Raw genomic sequence first — 16,840 nt, 5'->3', positions numbered from 1 at the left:
TATGGCAACGACAATGAAAATACCGTCTCGCGAGTTGTGGTCTTATTTTGGCTATGGTTTAGGTCAGTGTTTTAGCTTTGGTTTAGTGGGTTCGTTTATTAACTATTTTTACACCGACGTGCTGGGGATCTCGGCGCTGGCGGCGAGCACCATCTTCCTGATTGCCCGCGCGTGGGACGCGGTTCACGATCCGCTGTTTGCCAGCATTATGGACACCATTAACAGCCGGTTCGGCAAGTTTCGCCACTTTTTGCTGATCGCGCCTTTGCTGATCACCGGCGTCACGCTGCTGTCGTTCTATAAAATCGAAGCGGACATGACCACCAAAATCCTCTACGCCGGGGTGACGTATATCCTGTGGGGAACGCTGTACGCCATCTCCGATATCCCGTTCTGGTCGATGTCGTCGGTGATGACCAACGACTCCGCCCAGCGCACCCGCGCGGTGACGGCGGCGATGCTCGGGGTGAACGCCGGGATTGCCTGCGCCAATATCTTCTTCCCGAAGCTGGCGGCGTTCTTCGCCCAGTACAGCAACGATAAAGGCTACTTTATGGCGGCGCTGGTGATGATGCTGGTGGGCCTGCCGCTGATGCTCAACGGCTTTATGCAGATCAAAGAGCGTGTGCCGCCGAGCCCGGAAAAGGTGACCATCCGCGACACCTTCCACAACCTGCGCCAGAACAAGCCGCTGTTTATCGTCCTGCTGTCGTTCTTTTTCTGCGTGTTCCACAACGTGGCGGGCGGGCTGTATATCTACTTCTTTATCAACAACCTGGGCGACGGCAGCCTGCAGATGGCGATTGGCGTGATGGGCATTGTGGCGGCGGTGCTGTGCCTGGTCGCCCCGATGCTGACGCGCCGGATGCAGAAGCGGAAGCTGTTTATGATCCTCTGCGGGCTGGACGTGGCGGTGCGCGTGGTGATGTGGTTTGTCGGCTATCAGCAGGTGACGATGCTGTTTATTCTCCTCGGCCTGAGCACCCTGTTCGTGATGATGACCAACATCCTTACCTCGTCGATGATTGCCGACACCATCGAGTACGCGGAGTACCACACTAACAAGCGCTGCGCGGCGATCACCTTCTCCGGGCAGACCTTTACCGGCAAGATGTCGGTGGCGGTGGGCGGCGGGCTTATTGGCGTGTTTCTGACGATGATCGGCTACGTGCCGCAGGCGCAGATCCAGAGCGAAGGCGTACTGTCGGGGCTGTTCTTTGGGATTTGTTTGTTACCGGCGATTGGGTCGCTGATCCGCATGGGCTTTATGTCGCGCTTTACCTTTACCGAGGAGAAGCATGCGGAGGTTTGTCGGTTGCTGGCGGAGCGTCGGCATCATGTAGAAAATAGCCGTGCGGAGAATGAGCGGCTGGAGCGTCCGGCCCCGGCGAACTAAGAGAAATGGGCGCCTGTCATGCAGGCGTCCACTTCAGAACTTAATTCACGTCAGTTATCCCACAGCAATCACGCGCTAATTTCAATAATTGCTGAGTCATTGTGGCGGCATCTGCTGCTAAATCTAAGGTGGCAAAGTGGATTTTATGCCCCTGTACCTCAACGAATTCGTAGAGCATTACATCGACGGCTGGATGAAGTAATAATCCAGCTGAACGGAGAGATAATGGGTCTGTTCGGTTCTCCTGCGTTCGCAGATAGGTATAAATCTGGTAGATATAACCGCTGCGCAAGCTCTTATCTCGATACCAGCCTTTAGTCAGAATGTTATTGAATTTGGTGTCGATGATGACGCGCTGTGGAGGTTGCTTGTGCTCAAGAATAATGTCCGAGTTCATGGTTGGGAAAATACTTTCGCTCCCTGCACTTTGAGACGTTAATCCCCATTTCAACTCTTTTCCGGCAGCGACTGTCCAGTCTTTTTTGGGAAGATGGAAGTGATAGAAACCCGCCATACTTTTCTCGAAGAGCTTGCGCATCCAATAAGGGTCATCAGAAGGCGTTGGCAACAGTTTTTGCCCCGCAGTTTGGGTTGGTAGCCATAATTCAAATGCCAGCTTCGCGGCATCGACCATGGCTTTATCCGCCGCATCATGGCGGCCAAAACGTGTGATTGACGGCAGTTCACCTTTGCCGGGCATACTCCCCTCAATACCACGACGACGCAAATTGATTGCCATTGTGCGACATTGTGCAGCCAGCGTGCCGTTGCTGAGCAGCGGAACAAGGTGCTCTAACGCAGAGCGAACATAGCGATTTCGTGGTGTGTCCAGCGTCATTTCCTGAAACTGGCAGGTTACCTGTGCCCGCTCAAGCAATTGTCGACTAGTTGTGCGCAGAACATCAATGCGTCCCCTTACCCTGTTAAGCGTGGCGCGGCGAGTTTGGTATCCCATACTTAAATGCCTTAACAGCCGCTGCTCCACTTCGTGAAGCAGGATCCTGGCCACCAGCGCCGGGATCTCCTCCGGGTTGTTTTCAGCGGCAACCATGCTGCGCCCGTGGTGGCGAAACAGACTGGAGGCGTACAGCATCAATAGCCAGATATTCCGCAAAGGAATACGCGATACAGCTGCCCGAGCCTGCGTATCGTCACGTTCAGCAAGATCGGTCATACGCTGAGAAGCTCCTTTCTGGAATCCTGGACTTTCTCCGGCGTATCAAACCAGTATTCGGCAAGTAAAGGGCAGATTTCGGTTTCGACAATCTGCTCGTACCAGGTCATCCCGTCGTCAATTTTCAACCCCGCAGGTGGGGTTACATAGCTATGCCCGATACAAAATTGAGGTCCCAGGGCCGCATCCCTGGACAATTTTTCATTTAAAGCGGTTAATTTGGATTCGATAAGGGCTAATGTGTCCAGGCTCACATTAAACCGTTGGTTAACCCATTTTTTCCACGCGTCGTTAAACTCGGGCTTTAGATCAATAAACGCAAAGCGGCGCCGTAATGCCAGGTCTAGCAGGGCAAGCGAGCGGTCAGCGATATTCATCGTCCCGATGATATACAGGTTTTCAGGAATGTAGGTTTTTTCATCCATATCAGATCGATATGAGAGCTCAAGCGCCTCATTCGGCGTACGTTTATCCGCCTCCATCAGCGTCAGCGTTTCGCCAAAAATTTGCGCAGGATTGCCCCGGTTAATCTCCTCAATAATGACCACGTACTTAGTTGTCGGATCGTTTACTGCTTTGTCGATTGCATGGAGAAAAGGCCCGTCTACCAGTGCTAAACGTCCTTCATTGTTAGGACGCCAGCCGCGAATAAAGTCTTCGTAGGAGAGGGTAGGGTGGAACTGCACCGCGCTGATGCGCTTAGAGGTTTCCTCGCCCATCAGACAATACGCCAGACGGCGCGCAAGCCAGGTTTTACCGGTTCCCGGCGGGCCCTGAAGGATCAGGTTTTTTTTGGCCTGTAACCGCTGAAGGATGAATTGGATTTTTTCCTCTTCTAAAAAGCAGCCCTCATCGATCAAATTGCTTATCGCGTAAGGCTTGTGGGGGATTTCTGCGGGCACGTTCTCTTCAACCGTTTCCTCGGTGATGCTCTGCAATTCACCTTTATCGAAGTTGAGGTATTCATAATTGCCGGGGGTCTGAAACTCCAGTTCATCATCATCACGTAGTTTTTGCAGATAATATGAAATGGATGATTCAATAGTATTGTTATTGGGATAATCCGCCTTAATCTCATCCAGATAGGCCTCTTTTAACTCCCTCAAAGAGAAAAATGGGCTGTCTTTTCGTAGGCACAGCACCTTGATCTTATTGAGCAAATACGCTTTCCATGTCAGCCGCTCGACTTCATCATTTGATTGTTGCAAATCGATATTCCATGCCGCCAGAGAGAGTTCAGGGAAGGAGTGAACCGGATAGTTTGGCTGGGTAAAAGCCTTTTTGAGCGCCAGGGCTACGGTCTGATAGTTGTGTCCGCTACAGCGCCCTTTGGCACCTTTTTTAATGATTTTAATGTTCAGGACTTTCTGGATGTAGTACTGAGACTGGCTATCCAGCGTAGGGTAGAACCAGGGGCGTAGCCAGTACAATCCCATTGTCAGGTTCCAGCCCACATTGCGCACGTTAGATGCGGCGTCATAAGAAAAGAGGAAGTCAGCGGGATCGGCGTTTGGGGTGTCGGCGAAGGAGATTGCCTGAGAAAACATTTCCCACAGCGTATCGATGTCTTCAGGCTTACGTGATTTCTCATAGCCAAAGAACCATGATTTCTGATTGTTAAGTAGCGGAATACCGTCGAACGATTCAGGAACCTTTTCGCGTACGCCTATCAGTTTTGCCAGGCTGGCTGCGATATTTCTTCGGTTGGTAACGGTAAGCGAGCGATTAAACAACCCCATAGTGGTGAAAGGACAAATGTCTTTCAAAGGATGGGGGACGCCATTAGCGGGCTTGTCCTGTAGGTGTGACATACTACCAATCTCAGCAGCAATGCGGTGAATACCCGCCACCAACTCCTCTCTTCGATTTCGCCAGGTCAGTAGCTGAGAGGCAAAAGCCTGATAAAAGTCTGCCCATTCGAATCTGACGTCTTGCTCAACTGCGTCCATATGCTCTCCAGTAAAATTACAGGCTTCAGTAACCTGGCGAATGAATTTTACGGGATTGCAAGCCTGAGTGAATAACTACCTAAAACAGTGATCTATAAGGGCATGCCGGATCAACATGCCCCTGCACGACGTTACAGCGACTTCACAAACGCCAGCAGATCTTCGTTGAGCTGATCCTGGTGGGTCAGCGCGAAGCCGTGCGGCGCGTTGTCGTACACCTTCAGCGTGGCGTTTTTGATCATCTCCGCCGCCAGCTTGCCGGTGGTTTCAAACGGTACGATCTGGTCATTGCTGCCGTGGATCACCAGCGTTGGCACGTCTATTTTCGCCATATCCGGGCGGAAGTCGGTTTCGCCGAACGCGGTCACGCAGTCGATGGTGCCCTTCAGTGACGCCAGCAGAGCGATGTTCAGCGTCTGCGTCAGGGCACCGGCAGAGACGGTCTGCCCGGCGTTGATGCCGTAGAACGGCGTCGCGAAGTCGCTGATGAACTGGGCGCGATCTTTACGCAGTCCGTCGCGAATGCCGTCGAACACGCTCTGATCCACACCCTGCGGGAAGGAGTCGGATTTACCGAAGATCGGCGTGACCGCGCCCAGCAGCGCCAGACCGGCCACGCGCGCGCTGCCGTAGTTGTTGATGTAGCGGGTCACGTCGCCGCCGCCCATGGAGAAGCCCACCAGCGTCACGTCCTGAAGGTCCAGGGTGGTGATCAGGTCGTTAATGTCGGACGCAAAGGTATCGTAGTCGTAGCCGTTCCACGGCTGATCCGAGCGGCCAAAGCCGCGACGGTCAAAGGCGATGGCGCGGAAGCCGCGTTCGGCCAGGTAGTTCAGCTGGCTGTCCCACATGTCGCCGTCCAGCGGCCAGCCGTGGCTGAAGAGAACCGGTTTACCCGCGCCGCAGTCTTTGTAGTAAATCTGCGTGCCGTCTTTTGCCTTAAAGGTTGCCATAGTGTGTTCCTGTACAGGTGATGGTTATGGTTATACCGGCGCGACCAGATAGCGAATTGCCGGTGATGTTGTGCCCTGATGAAAAGCCAGAACTCGGCTCTGCAGCAGGAGGTCATTCATGGTGTGGCGCTCCTGCTGGCGCAGATGCTCAATCCACGAGCCCATCAGGAAGGTCTCAATAAACAGGCCGGGGCGCTCAATATCCTCGTACACCGCCCAGCTCATCGCCCCGGCGCGGCGGCGCACCCGGCGCAGCTCGTGTACCGCCTCCAGGAAGGCTTTCGCGTTCTGCGGGTCTATGATGTACTCGTGCGACACCAGCACCGGGCCGCGCTCGTTCGGCAGCTCAATCTCCACGCCGTCCAGCGGCTGGCCGCTCAGGTCGAGGTTCAAATCAGGATCTTTCTCCAGCTTCCAGCGGAACACCGTTGCGCTTGCCAGCACCATCCCCAGCGTGGCGACAACCAGCGAGGTCGGGGTGCCAAACTGCGAGGCGATCTGCCCCCAGATGGCGCTGCCCGTGGTCATCGAACCGAAGAACACCGTCAGGTAGACCGCCAGCGCGCGGGCCTTCACCCAGCGGGCGGCGCTGCGCTGCGCGCCGAGGTTCAGCGTCGAGAGCACCGCAATCCACGCGAAGCCGGTGAAGAACTCAAACAGGTTCAGCAGCCAGACGTGGCGCACGAACGCCAGCGCCAGCATGGTGAGGGCAAAAACCAGGCTCGCGGCCACCATCAGCCGATCGGCGTTCAGCCGCTGGCGTAGGCGCGGCAGCAGGATCGCCCCGGCAATCGCCCCCAGGCCAATGCACGCCAGCATCACGCCGTAGCCCGCCGGGCCTAAGCCCAGCTCGCGGCGCGCCACCAGCGGCAGCAGCGCCCAGCCCGCGCTGCCGAAAACGAAGAAGGCCACGGTGCGCATCAGCACGTTGCGCAGCACCGGCGCGGCGTGCACGTAGCGAATGCCGGAGCGCACCGCGGAGAAGAAGTGCTCCGGCGGCAGGCGCTGCACGGACGGCGCCGGACGCCAGCGCCACAGCACCCACGCCACGCCCACCACGGACAGCGCGTTCAGGGCAAACACCATCCACGGCCCGGCGAGCGAAAGCAGAAAACCGCCCAGCGCGGGGCCAATCGCCCGGCTGATATTCACCCCGAGCGAGTTCAGCGCCACGGCGGCACCCAGCTCCGGCTTGCTCACCAGATCGGGCACCACGGCCTGGAACGGCGGCGAGCTCATCGCCGCGCCCACGCTCAGCAGGAACGTCGCCACCAGCAGAACGGTAGGGGTGACGTGTCCGGTGAAGGAGAGCACCGTCAGCCCGGCGGCGGCGATGAACACCCACAGCTGGGAGAAGAGCAGGTATTTACGCCGGTCAACGATGTCCGCCATCACCCCGGACGGCAGGGCGAAGAGGAACATCGGCAGGCTGCTGGCGGCCTGCACCAGCGCGATATCCAGCGGATCGGCACTCAGGGTCAGCATGCTCCAGTTGATGCCGACGTCGCTCATCCATGAGCCGACGTTAGAGACCACCGTGGCGATCCACAGCATGCGGAACACCGGCTGGCTCAGCGGCTGCCAGGGCGAAACCGCCCGCGCGGGCGTCGTCTCAACGTGTGCGTCGCGAACGTCGTTAACCTGGGTCATGCGAACCTCTCCGTTGCCTTGCGCTGCAGCCGCCACTGGCCCGGCCCGGTGAGGGCGAGAGTGGTGAAGATAATCAGCAGCAGCCAGCCAAACTGCCCTTCGGCAATCGACCAGTCCGGGTGGACCGCCAGCATCGCCACCAGCAGCACGGCGATAATCGGCAGGCACGCCAGGCGGGTGTAGACGCCCGCAATGATCAACAGCGGGCAGATGACCTCGGCGACGATCGCCGGGATCAGGCTCGCGTAAGGCCCGAAGCCGAACGGATCTTCAATGCGCGTCAGCTCTGCGCTGAAGTGCAGCACCTTCGGCAGGCCGTGCACGTAGAGCAGCAGCAGGCTGCCGGTGAGGCGCAGGAAGAACAGCCCCAGGTCGACCCGGGGCGGCGTAGTAGTGTTTTTCATCAGAATGCAAAGCAGCTGCAGCCCAGCGCCCCCCAGAAAGCGTTATCGTCGGACACCGGCATCTCTGACGTGCGGGCGAAATCATGCTGGTGGCTGTGAACCCCGCACGGGCCGCTGCAGTGGTGGGCCACACTCAAGCCGACGCGCGTAGCCTGCGGCGGCGCGCTGCGGTAGTGGCCCGGCACTTTCACCACCGGGGACCACTCGGGCAGAACCGGAATGGCCGGTGGCGCGAGCGGGCCAAAGCTGCCTGCGGCATAGACGATATCGCCGTTCACCACGGTGAGGACGGACTCGATGCCCTTGATCTCCTCTTCCGGCACGCGGAAGTAGTCTTTGCTCAGCACCGCCAGATCCGCGAGCTGGCCGACCTTGATCTGCCCCTTCTGGTTCTGCTCGCTGGAGAACCACGCGCTGCCCTGGGTCCAGAGCATCAGGGCGGTATCGCGGTCCAGGCGGGCGCTATGATCGTACATCTGCATCCCGCCGACGGTGCGGCCGGAGACCAGCCAGTAGAGCGCGGTCCACGGGTTGTAGCTCGCCACGCGGGTGGCGTCCGTCCCTAAGCCCACCGGTACGCCGGTCTCGAGCATTTTTGCCACCGGCGGCGTGTGGCGGGTGGCTTCGATGCCATAGCGCTCGGCAAAGTACTCCCCCTGGAAGGCCATGCGGTGCTGGACGGCAATGCCGCCGCCGAGCGCTTTGATGCGGTCGATATTGGCCTGGGTAACGGTTTCCGCATGGTCGAAGAACCAGTGCAGGCCGTTGAACGGAATGTCGCGGTTCACCTTCTCGAACACGTCCAGCATGCGGCTGATGGATTCGTTATAGGTGGCGTGCAGGCGGAACGGCCAGCGGTGCTCCACCAGATGGCGTACCACGCGCTCCAGCTCGTCCTCCATGCCCGGCGCGAGGTCCGGGCGCGGCTCGAGGAAGTCTTCAAAATCGGCGGCGGAGAAGACCAGCATCTCGCCCGCGCCGTTGTGGCGGAAGAAGTCGCTGCCCTGGCCCGGCGTGAGCATGTCGGTCCATTTTTCAAAGTCTTCCAGCTCGTGGCCCGGACGCTGGGTAAACAGGTTATAGGCGATGCGGATGGTCATCTGCTTTTTCTCGTGCAGCTCGGCAATCACCTCGTAATCTTCCGGGTAGTTCTGGAAGCCGCCGCCCGCGTCGATGGCGCTGGTCAGCCCCAGGCGGTTCAGCTCGCGCATAAACTGACGGGTGGAGTTAACCTGCTGCTCCAGCGGCAGCTTCGGCCCTTTGGCGAGGGTTGAGTACAGGATCATGGCGTTCGGGCGGGCGATCAGCATCCCGGTCGGGTTGCCGTTGGCGTCGCGCTGGATCTCGCCGCCCGGCGGGTTCGGCGTCTCTTTGGTGTAGCCGACCACCTTCAGCGCGGCGCGGTTGAGCAGGGCGCGGTCGTACAGGTGCAGAATGAAGACCGGGGTGTCCGGCGCGGCGTCGTTAATCTCATCCAGCGTCGGCATGCGGCGCTCGGCAAACTGGAACTCGCTCCAGCCGCCCACCACGCGCACCCACTGGGGCGACGGCGTGCGCAGGGCCTGTTCTTTCAGCATCCGCAGGGCATCAGCCAGCGACGGCACGCCTTCCCAGCGCAGCTCGAGGTTGTAGTTCAGCCCGCCGCGGATCAGGTGCAGGTGCGAGTCGTTCAGGCCGGGGATCGCGGTGTGGCCTTTCAAATCCACCACCTTAGTGCCGTCGCAATGGTGCTGCATCACCTCGGCGACGGTACCCACTTCCAGAAATTTTCCATCGCGCACGGCAACGGCTTCCGCGACAGGGTTCTCGCGATCGACGGTGTGAAACTGGCCGTTAACCAGAATAAGATCGGCTTTACCGAGGGTAACCATAACTGCTCCTGACTGAGAGGGGGAATGGTCAGGATTATGGGAACCGGTTTCGGCAAAGATCCAGTTATACAATAGGATAGGTATACCAAAGTATAACTATACCTAAGGTTAACTATACGAAGAGATAATTACGCGCGGCGACGGAAAACCGCAGGATGAGGGTGACTTTATCGTCGCGGCGCTCGCGGCGATTTCTACCCTTAACCACTGGAAAATGCTATGACCTCTTCAAAGCTCGAAGTGTTAACCCCTGCGAACTGTCAGATCATCTTTATCGATCACCAGCCACAGATGGCGTTTGGCGTGCAGTCTATTGACCGCCAGGTGCTGAAAAACAACACCGTGGCGCTGGCGAAAGCGGCCAAAGTGTTCAACATCCCGACCATCATCACCACCGTTGAGACAGAAAGCTTCTCCGGCAATACCTATCCGGAGCTGTTGGACGTCTTCCCGGGCCAGGACATTCTGGAGCGTACCTCCATGAACTCCTGGGACGACCAGAAGGTGCGCGACGCGCTGAAGGCTAACGGCAAGAAGAAGGTGGTGGTTGCCGGCCTGTGGACCGAAGTGTGCAACAACAGCTTTGCCCTGTGCGCGATGCTGGAAGGCGACTACGAAATTTATATGGTGGCGGACGCGTCCGGCGGCACCTCCAAAGAAGCCCACGACTTCGCGATGCAGCGCATGATCCAGGCAGGCGTGATCCCGGTGACCTGGCAGCAGGTGATGCTGGAGTGGCAGCGCGACTGGGCGCGTAAAGAGACCTACACCGCAGTGATGGATATCGTGCGCGAACACTCCGGCGCGTACGGCATGGGCGTGGATTACGCCTACACCATGGTGCACAAAGCACCGTCTCGCCAGAAGAGCGAGCACCGCACCTTAGCGCCGGTCCCGGCTCGCTAAGTTCCGCTGGCGGGCTGGTCCCTCATCCGGCTCGCCGCTGCCTCTTTCTCTGGAGTTTACAATGAGTACTGGGCTGATATCCCTTGCCGCAGGCGTGTTGATTGGCCTGATGTATGCCGTGCTGAAGGTGCGCTCCCCCGCGCCGCCCGCGCTGGCGCTGATTGGCCTGCTGGGGATGCTGGCGGGTGAACAGGCGACGCGCCATCTGTTATCCCGTGACGGCGCGCCGCCTCCTCAGGTAACGGTTCCGCAGGTGAAATCGCAGACGGGAGCGACGTCATGAGAGCATGGATAATTTCGCTGGTGTGCGGCGTGGTTGCTGGGGTAATTTACGCCCTGCTCGACGTTCATTCCCCGGCACCGCCGGTTGTCGCCCTGCTTGGCCTGTTTGGCATGCTGGTGGGTGAACAGCTCATCCCGGTGGGACGGCGTTTACTGAGTCGCGAACCGTTTACCCTCGCCTGGTTTCGTCACGAATGCGTGCCGAAAATCAGCGGCACGGCGCCCCCCGCGCCCGCGAAGGACGATCGCGACGTTTAATGATTTTTTTGAGGAAAGACAGCATGACGCTGCCGTGGCGCATTGCCATCATTGATGACGAACGTTCCGTCCGCAGCGGGCTGAGTAATCTCCTGGAGTCGGAAGGGTATGCCGCCGATACGTTTGATTCGGCAGAGGTATTTCTGAGCCATCCGCTCGCCCTGTCCGGCGCGGCGCTGGTGATCGCCGATATCAAGCTGCGGGGCATGAGCGGCCTGGAGCTGTTTGACAAGCTGCGGCTGCTGGCCGTTCCCCCGCCGCCCGTGATCTTTATCTCCGGTCATGCTGATGAAAATATGCAGCGGTACGCTCTTAGCCTGGGCGCCGCTGCATTTTTGCGTAAACCCATTAACATCGATATTCTGCTGGATCATATACAGCGGGAGCTGGCCCGCCGACGATAAGGATCGCGGATGAACGAACACGAGCAGCCTGCATTCTGGCCCGCCCAGGGGAATCTTCACCAGGGGCGGGTTTTTGTCCTTAAAGAGGATGTGATTTTTACCGTGCTGGCGCAGGAGGGCGGTATCGCCTGGATGCACGCGCGTCATCCCCATTCAGGCGGTTCGTTCATCATTGCCACCGCGGTGAGCGACGAAGAGGAAGAGCGGGCCACGCGGCTGCTGAAAAACGAATTTGCGCTGCGTGACGTGCTGCAGGACAGCTGGGCCATCCGCGCCGTTGCCTCCACCCAGTACCGGGGACGTTTCGCGCTGGTGTATGCGCCGTTTGCGTTTGAGCTGCTGGCGCGGCGCGCGGGCAGGGCGATCTCGGGGATCTCGCGCTTTATTGAGATGGCGATCCAGATCTGCGTTCCCCTGCGCCAGATGCACCTGCAAAACCTGATCCACGGCGATATCAAGCCCGGCGCGATTTTTGTTCATCACGATGCCACCTGCCGTCTGGGCAGCTTTGGCCTCTCCTGTAGCCTCTCCGGTGCCTTCTCCCAGACCCGGCTTGCCGTTTCAGGCGGTACGCCCGCGTATATGTCGCCGGAGCACACCACCCGCACCCGGCGTCCCGTTGACGGCCGCAGCGATCTCTACAGCCTCGGCATGGTGCTGTATGAACTCCTGACCGGACGCCTGCCGTTTGAGTTGGGGGAGGACGATCAAACCAACTGGGCGCACTACCATATTGCCTCGGAGCCGCTGGCCCCGGACGTGATTCGCCCGGACGTGCCGGGAATGCTGTCGACCATCATCCTCAAGCTGCTGGAGAAGCACCCCGATAACCGCTACCAGACGGTCGACGGGCTGATTGCCGACCTCCGCCGCTGCCAGGCGACGCTGACCTGCGAGGGCGAGATCGTCGCCTTTACGCCCGGCCAGCAGGACCGCACTCCCGCGATCCATCTGGCGGACTCCCTGTTCGCGACGCATCCGCAGGCGAATGACGTCATTGCCGCGTTTGAGCGGGTGGGGCAGAACCTGGTGCCGGAACTGGTGACAATCGGCGGGCCGTCGGGGATTGGCAAATCGTCCATCATCGCGACGGCGCTCAAAACGCTGCAGCAGCGTCAGGTATTGCTGGCGGTGGGGAAAGTCGATCAGTTCTCGCCGTCTTTACCCTACGGCGTATTAAGCTCCGCGTTCCGCACCCTGACGCTGCACCTGCTGGGGCTGCCCGCGGAAGAGGTAGCGAAGTGGAAAATCCGCCTGTCGCGCGCCCTGGAGGGATACGAAGCGCTGGCCGTCAGCCTGGTGCCCGAGCTGGGGCTGCTCCTTGAGAGCAAGCCGCGCTACTCGGCGGATACGTTTTCCATTGATGCCCGGGCGCGCTTCAGCCATATGGTGCTGGCGCAGGTAAAAACCTTTGCTTCTCAGGGCTGCCCGCTGGTGCTGGTGCTCGACGATCTCCAGTGGAGCGACGCGGCCAGCCTGCATACGCTGAAACATCTGCTGGTGACCTGCGGCGCTATCCCGCTGCTGCTGGTGGTCGCCCACCGCGATATCGGTTCGTTGTCTGAACCAACGCTGCAACAGCAGCTGGCGAGCCTGCCGGAGGCGGCGCAAAACGCGACTGAAATTGTCCCGCAGGCGCTGTCCGTGAAGGCGGTGGCGCGCTGGCTGGCGACGATATTTCGTGCCCGCAGCGCGGCGACGACCGACCTCGCCACGCTGATCCACGAGAAAACCGGGGGCAACCCGCTCTTTGTGCACGAATTTTTCCGCCGCATCGTGGATGACGGGCTGGTGGTGCACAACAAATATCAGGATAAGTGGCACTACGATCTGCAGGCGATCCGCGCCCGGCACTACACCGAAAACGTCGTTACCCTGGTGCTGGAGCAGCTCGAAGAGCTGCCCGACGAGACGCGCCGCCTGCTGGGCAGCCTCGCCTGCCTCGGCGGCACGGGCGAGATGGAGATGATCTGCCGGGTGGTCAGCATGTCGATGGCGGAAATGCGCTATGCGCTGCATCCGGCGGTGATGGCCCAGCTCATTGTGCTGACGGAAAAAGAGTACGCCTTCACCCACGACCGGGTGCAGGAGGCGGCCTTTGCGATGCTGGATCAGCATGAGAAAAGCCATCTTCACCTGACCACCGCCAGCCTGCTGGCCGACGCCGCGCGTCAGGCCGCGGGGAACGAACTGCTGTTCCGCGCCGTTCACCACGTCACGGCCGCGCTGGACTGCATCCAGCCCGCGCCGCAGCGCCAGATGTTCCGCGAGCTGAGCCTGCTGGCCGCACGACGGGCAAAGCGTTCGGGGGATTATCCATCGGCGCTCAGCTATATCCAGACCGCCAGAGCGCTGGGCAACGCCGGGACGGTGTCAGACTTTATGCTTGATATCGAAGAGGCGGGCTGCGAGTTTGCTCTGGGACACCTGGAGCGCACCCGCGAGTTGTGTGACGCCATCCTCGGCTGCCCCGGCGGGCTGACCGAAAAGGCGCTGGCGGCCAACCTGCTGGTGGAAGTGTACATTCGCCAGTCGGACAGCCGTCTGGCGCTGGAGGCGGCGCTCTGCTGGCTGGGGATTTTTGGTATTCAGATTGGCCGCCACCCGGAAGATGCCGACTGCGACGAGGCCTGGGAACACTTCTGCAACCGCACGGCCGACGCGCCGCAAAGCCTTTTTGCCCAGCTGTCGCGGATGGATAACCCGGAAACCGAAGCGGTGATGAACCTGCTCTACAGCGCCAGCATTTGCGCCAGCTTCATCTGCCCGCGCCTGCATTTTTTGCTGCTCTGCCGCATGATGCACCTGACCCTCGACCACGGCATCACTGGCGCCTCCACCACGGCGATGGCCTGGTTTGGCGTGCTGATTGGCCAGCGCTACGCCGAGTACCGCCTTGGGTTCCAGTACGGCACCCTGGCCCGCGAGCTGGTGAACCGCCACGGCTACGACGCGTTCGAAGCCAAAACCCTGCTGCCCCTCGACCAGCTCAGCGTCTGGACCCAGCCGCTGTCATTCACCATCGAGTGCGCAAAAGCCTGCTTCACCGCCGCCGTTACCCACGGCGATATGACGGTGGCCTGCTTTGCGGCCTGCCATCAGGTCATTAACTTCCTCTCACGGGGCGATCACCTGGACGGGGTATTGACCAGCATCGATCGCGGCCTGGCGTTTGTACGTAAAACCCACTTCCAGGACGTGGAGACCATATTGATGCTCCAGCGCACCTTCGTGGAGTTTTTGCGCACGCCGACGATCGGCACCTGGACCGCGTCGCAGGCGCTGCCCGAGGCGCTGCTTCCCGCGTCGCCGGAGCAGGCCCCGGAGCAGACCTCCACCATGCTGTTCTGGTACTGGCTCTACCGTGGCATGGCGCACTTTACCTGCGGCGAGTATACCGACGCGCAGGCGGATCTTGAGATGGCGGGCTGGTACGCGTGGTCTGCGCCGGGCCATATCCATCTGCTGGATTACCATCTCTACAGCGCGCTGGCGCTCTCACGTCAGCTGACGCCGGAGACGTTTTCGGCAAATCACCGCCGCAGCATTCACGCTCACTACGACAAAATCGCCCTCTGGGCGCGCATTAATCCCGGCACGTTCGCGGATAAAGAGGCGCTGATCTACGCCGAAATTGTCCGTCTGGACGGGATGAACAGCATTGCGCTTGAGCAGTATGAGAAGGCGGTCCGGCTCTCCCGCGAGGGTGGCTTTAACCCGATTAACGCCCTGGCCCACGAGCTGGCGGGCCGCTTTGCGCTGGCCTGCGGCTACCCGACCGCATCAGACGCGCACTTCCGCGGCTCGATTGCCGCCTGGGGCCGCGCGGGCGCGCAGGCCAAGGTGCGCCAGCTGGAGCAGGATTTCCCGCACCTGCTGGCCTCCGGGCAGGCCAGCGCCTACGACACGGTGGCGTTTGCCCAGAACGAGACGATCCGCGATCTGCAGAGCGTGATCAAGGCTTCCCGCGCGCTGTCGGAAGAGATCAATCTTGAGCGCCTGATTGAAAACCTGATGACCATCCTGCTCGAACGCGCCGGGGCGCAGCGCGGCCTGCTGCTTCGCGTGAGCGATAACCTGATCCCTGAGATCGAGGCCAGCGCCTGGACCAGCACCGACGGCGTGCGGGTGCGGATCCTGAAAGACGTGCCGATGGCGACCGACATGCCGCTGTCGGTGCTGGCTGCGGTGATCCGCACCGGGCAGGAGATCCGCACCGGCAAGCCGGAGGAGTTTCATCCCTTCAGCCAGGACCCTTATCTGGTGACCTCGGGGGCGGCGGTGATGTGCGTCCCGATGTTCAAACAGGCGCGGCTGGTGGGCGTGCTCTACCTGGAAAACCGCCTGATGCCGGAGGTCTTCACCGCCGAGCACTCGCGCGTGGTCAGCCTGCTGGGCGCGCAGGCAGCGGTATCCCTGGAGACGGCGCGGCTCTACGCCGAGCTGCTGGCGGAGAACATTCAGCGCCGCCGGGTGGAAAAAGAGCTGCGCGCCAGCCAGACCTCGCTGATGCTGGGCGAGCAGATCAGCCACACCGGCAGCTGGCGCTGGGAGCTGGAGCAGGATCTGATGTTTGTCTCGGAAGAGTACGCCCGCATTCTCGGCCTGCCCGACCAGCAAAAGATGATCTCCATGGCGGAGTTTTTAACCTTCGTCCACGAGGACGATTACGCCCGCATCAGCGCCATCGTCACCCAGAGCGTGCGCGACGGGCTCTCCATGCGCGCGGAGTTTCGTATAAAGCGCACCGACGGCTCAACGCGCTACATCCTCGGAATTGGCGATCCGGTGGGGGTGGGCAGCGAGGTGAACGAGTACTACGGCATCATTACCGATATCACCAGCCAGCGCGCCGCGGAGGATGCCATGCGGGTGGCGCAGGCGGATCTGGCGCGCGTTTCCCGCGCCACCACCGTCGGGCAGCTGACCTCCTCCATCGCCCACGAGATCAACCAGCCGCTGATGTCCATCGTCTCGAATGCCGGGGCGAGCCTGCGCTGGCTCAGCCGCGAGCCCGCCCGCCTGGATAAAGTGCGCGAAGGGCTGGAGGAGATTGCCGCGGAAGGCGCGCGTGCGGGGGAGATCATTCGCAGCATCCAGTCCCTGACGCGCAAGCAGGATCCCACCTTCTCGCGCATCGATATGCACTACCTGATCCACCATATCATCACGCTTTCGCGCAGCGAGCTGGAGCAGAGACACATTAGCGTTGATTATCTGTTGAACGCCAGCGACAGCTTTATCACCGGGGACAGCGTGCAGATCCAGCAGGTGCTGCTGAATCTGGTGATGAATGCGGTAGAAGCGATGGCCGAGGTGAGGGATCGCGCCAGCACCATCATCCTCAGCACCGCCAACGCGGAAGGGAAAGTGATCGTTGAGATCGCCGATACCGGGAGCGGCATTGAGCCCGAACGGCTGGAGCAGATTTTTGACTCGTTCTACTCCACCAAGCCGCAGGGGATGGGGATGGGGCTGACCATCAGCGCCAGCATCATCGAGCGCCACTGTGGAAAGCTGAGCGCGCGCCGCCGGGAGCCGCACGGCACGGTGTTTACCTTCGCGCTGCCGCTGGCCGCGCAGGAAGGGTAAA

The 16,840-nt window shown here is 60.2% G+C and carries 12 protein-coding genes; 6 read left to right on the top strand and 6 right to left on the bottom strand.

What is annotated here, in order from left to right; translation table 11 throughout:
* Nucleotide 1: 1 nt before the first annotated feature.
* Complete coding sequence (locus IM265_RS06665; protein WP_047367247.1) at nucleotides 2-1,396, top strand: MFS transporter; 1,395 nt, start codon at nucleotides 2-4, stop codon at nucleotides 1,394-1,396.
* 40 nt (nucleotides 1,397-1,436) lie between these two features.
* On the opposite strand, the gene mcrC is transcribed toward IM265_RS06665, so the two are convergent.
* From mcrC to IM265_RS06635, 6 genes are all read right to left on the bottom strand, one after another.
* Nucleotides 1,437-2,570 (bottom strand): 5-methylcytosine-specific restriction endonuclease system specificity protein McrC, encoded by a 1,134-nt coding sequence (mcrC, locus tag IM265_RS06660; RefSeq protein ID WP_193030149.1) that lies wholly within the window; start codon nucleotides 2,568-2,570, stop codon nucleotides 1,437-1,439.
* Nucleotides 2,567-4,519: an AAA family ATPase gene (locus tag IM265_RS06655; RefSeq protein WP_193030151.1), complete on the bottom strand. Its 1,953-nt coding sequence runs from the start codon at nucleotides 4,517-4,519 to the stop codon at nucleotides 2,567-2,569. The genes mcrC and IM265_RS06655 overlap by 4 nt, the downstream gene beginning before the upstream one ends.
* Before the next feature lie 131 nt (nucleotides 4,520-4,650).
* Nucleotides 4,651-5,472, bottom strand: a complete 822-nt coding sequence (locus IM265_RS06650; RefSeq protein WP_047367250.1) for an alpha/beta fold hydrolase — start codon at nucleotides 5,470-5,472, stop codon at nucleotides 4,651-4,653.
* A 30-nt stretch (nucleotides 5,473-5,502) separates the two neighbouring features.
* Nucleotides 5,503-7,122 (bottom strand): MFS transporter, encoded by a 1,620-nt coding sequence (locus IM265_RS06645; RefSeq protein ID WP_193030154.1) that lies wholly within the window; start codon nucleotides 7,120-7,122, stop codon nucleotides 5,503-5,505.
* Nucleotides 7,119-7,526, bottom strand: a complete 408-nt coding sequence (locus tag IM265_RS06640; protein ID WP_193030156.1) for a DoxX family protein — start codon at nucleotides 7,524-7,526, stop codon at nucleotides 7,119-7,121. Before IM265_RS06640 ends, IM265_RS06645 begins: the two co-directional genes overlap by 4 nt.
* Entirely contained in the window at nucleotides 7,526-9,397 is a 1,872-nt protein-coding gene (locus IM265_RS06635) for an amidohydrolase (RefSeq protein ID WP_193030158.1), read from the bottom strand. The genes IM265_RS06640 and IM265_RS06635 overlap by 1 nt, the downstream gene beginning before the upstream one ends.
* Nucleotides 9,398-9,616: 219 nt before the next feature.
* Here IM265_RS06635 and IM265_RS06630 point away from each other — a divergent pair, with 219 nt between their 5' ends.
* From IM265_RS06630 to IM265_RS06610, 5 genes are all read left to right on the top strand, one after another.
* On the top strand, nucleotides 9,617-10,303 hold the full coding sequence (locus IM265_RS06630; RefSeq protein WP_023331928.1) for a hydrolase: 687 nt from the start codon (nucleotides 9,617-9,619) through the stop codon (nucleotides 10,301-10,303).
* A gap of 61 nt (nucleotides 10,304-10,364) precedes the next feature.
* Nucleotides 10,365-10,586: a DUF1427 family protein gene (locus IM265_RS06625; protein WP_028015362.1), complete on the top strand. Its 222-nt coding sequence runs from the start codon at nucleotides 10,365-10,367 to the stop codon at nucleotides 10,584-10,586.
* Nucleotides 10,583-10,843: a XapX domain-containing protein gene (locus tag IM265_RS06620; protein ID WP_028015363.1), complete on the top strand. Its 261-nt coding sequence runs from the start codon at nucleotides 10,583-10,585 to the stop codon at nucleotides 10,841-10,843. The genes IM265_RS06625 and IM265_RS06620 overlap by 4 nt, the downstream gene beginning before the upstream one ends.
* Nucleotides 10,844-10,866: 23 nt before the next feature.
* A complete protein-coding gene (locus IM265_RS06615; RefSeq protein ID WP_028015364.1) occupies nucleotides 10,867-11,247 on the top strand; it encodes a response regulator transcription factor in 381 nt (126 codons plus the stop codon).
* A 9-nt stretch (nucleotides 11,248-11,256) separates the two neighbouring features.
* Entirely contained in the window at nucleotides 11,257-16,839 is a 5,583-nt protein-coding gene (locus tag IM265_RS06610; protein WP_193030160.1) for an ATP-binding sensor histidine kinase, read from the top strand.
* The last annotated feature ends 1 nt before the right edge of the window (nucleotide 16,840 follow it).

Source organism: Enterobacter cloacae complex sp. P17RS (assembly GCF_014895885.1).
Lineage (GTDB): Bacteria > Pseudomonadota > Gammaproteobacteria > Enterobacterales > Enterobacteriaceae > Enterobacter > Enterobacter bugandensis.
Note: the sequence above shows the minus strand (reverse complement) of the source record. Positions and strands in the feature narration are given on the sequence as shown.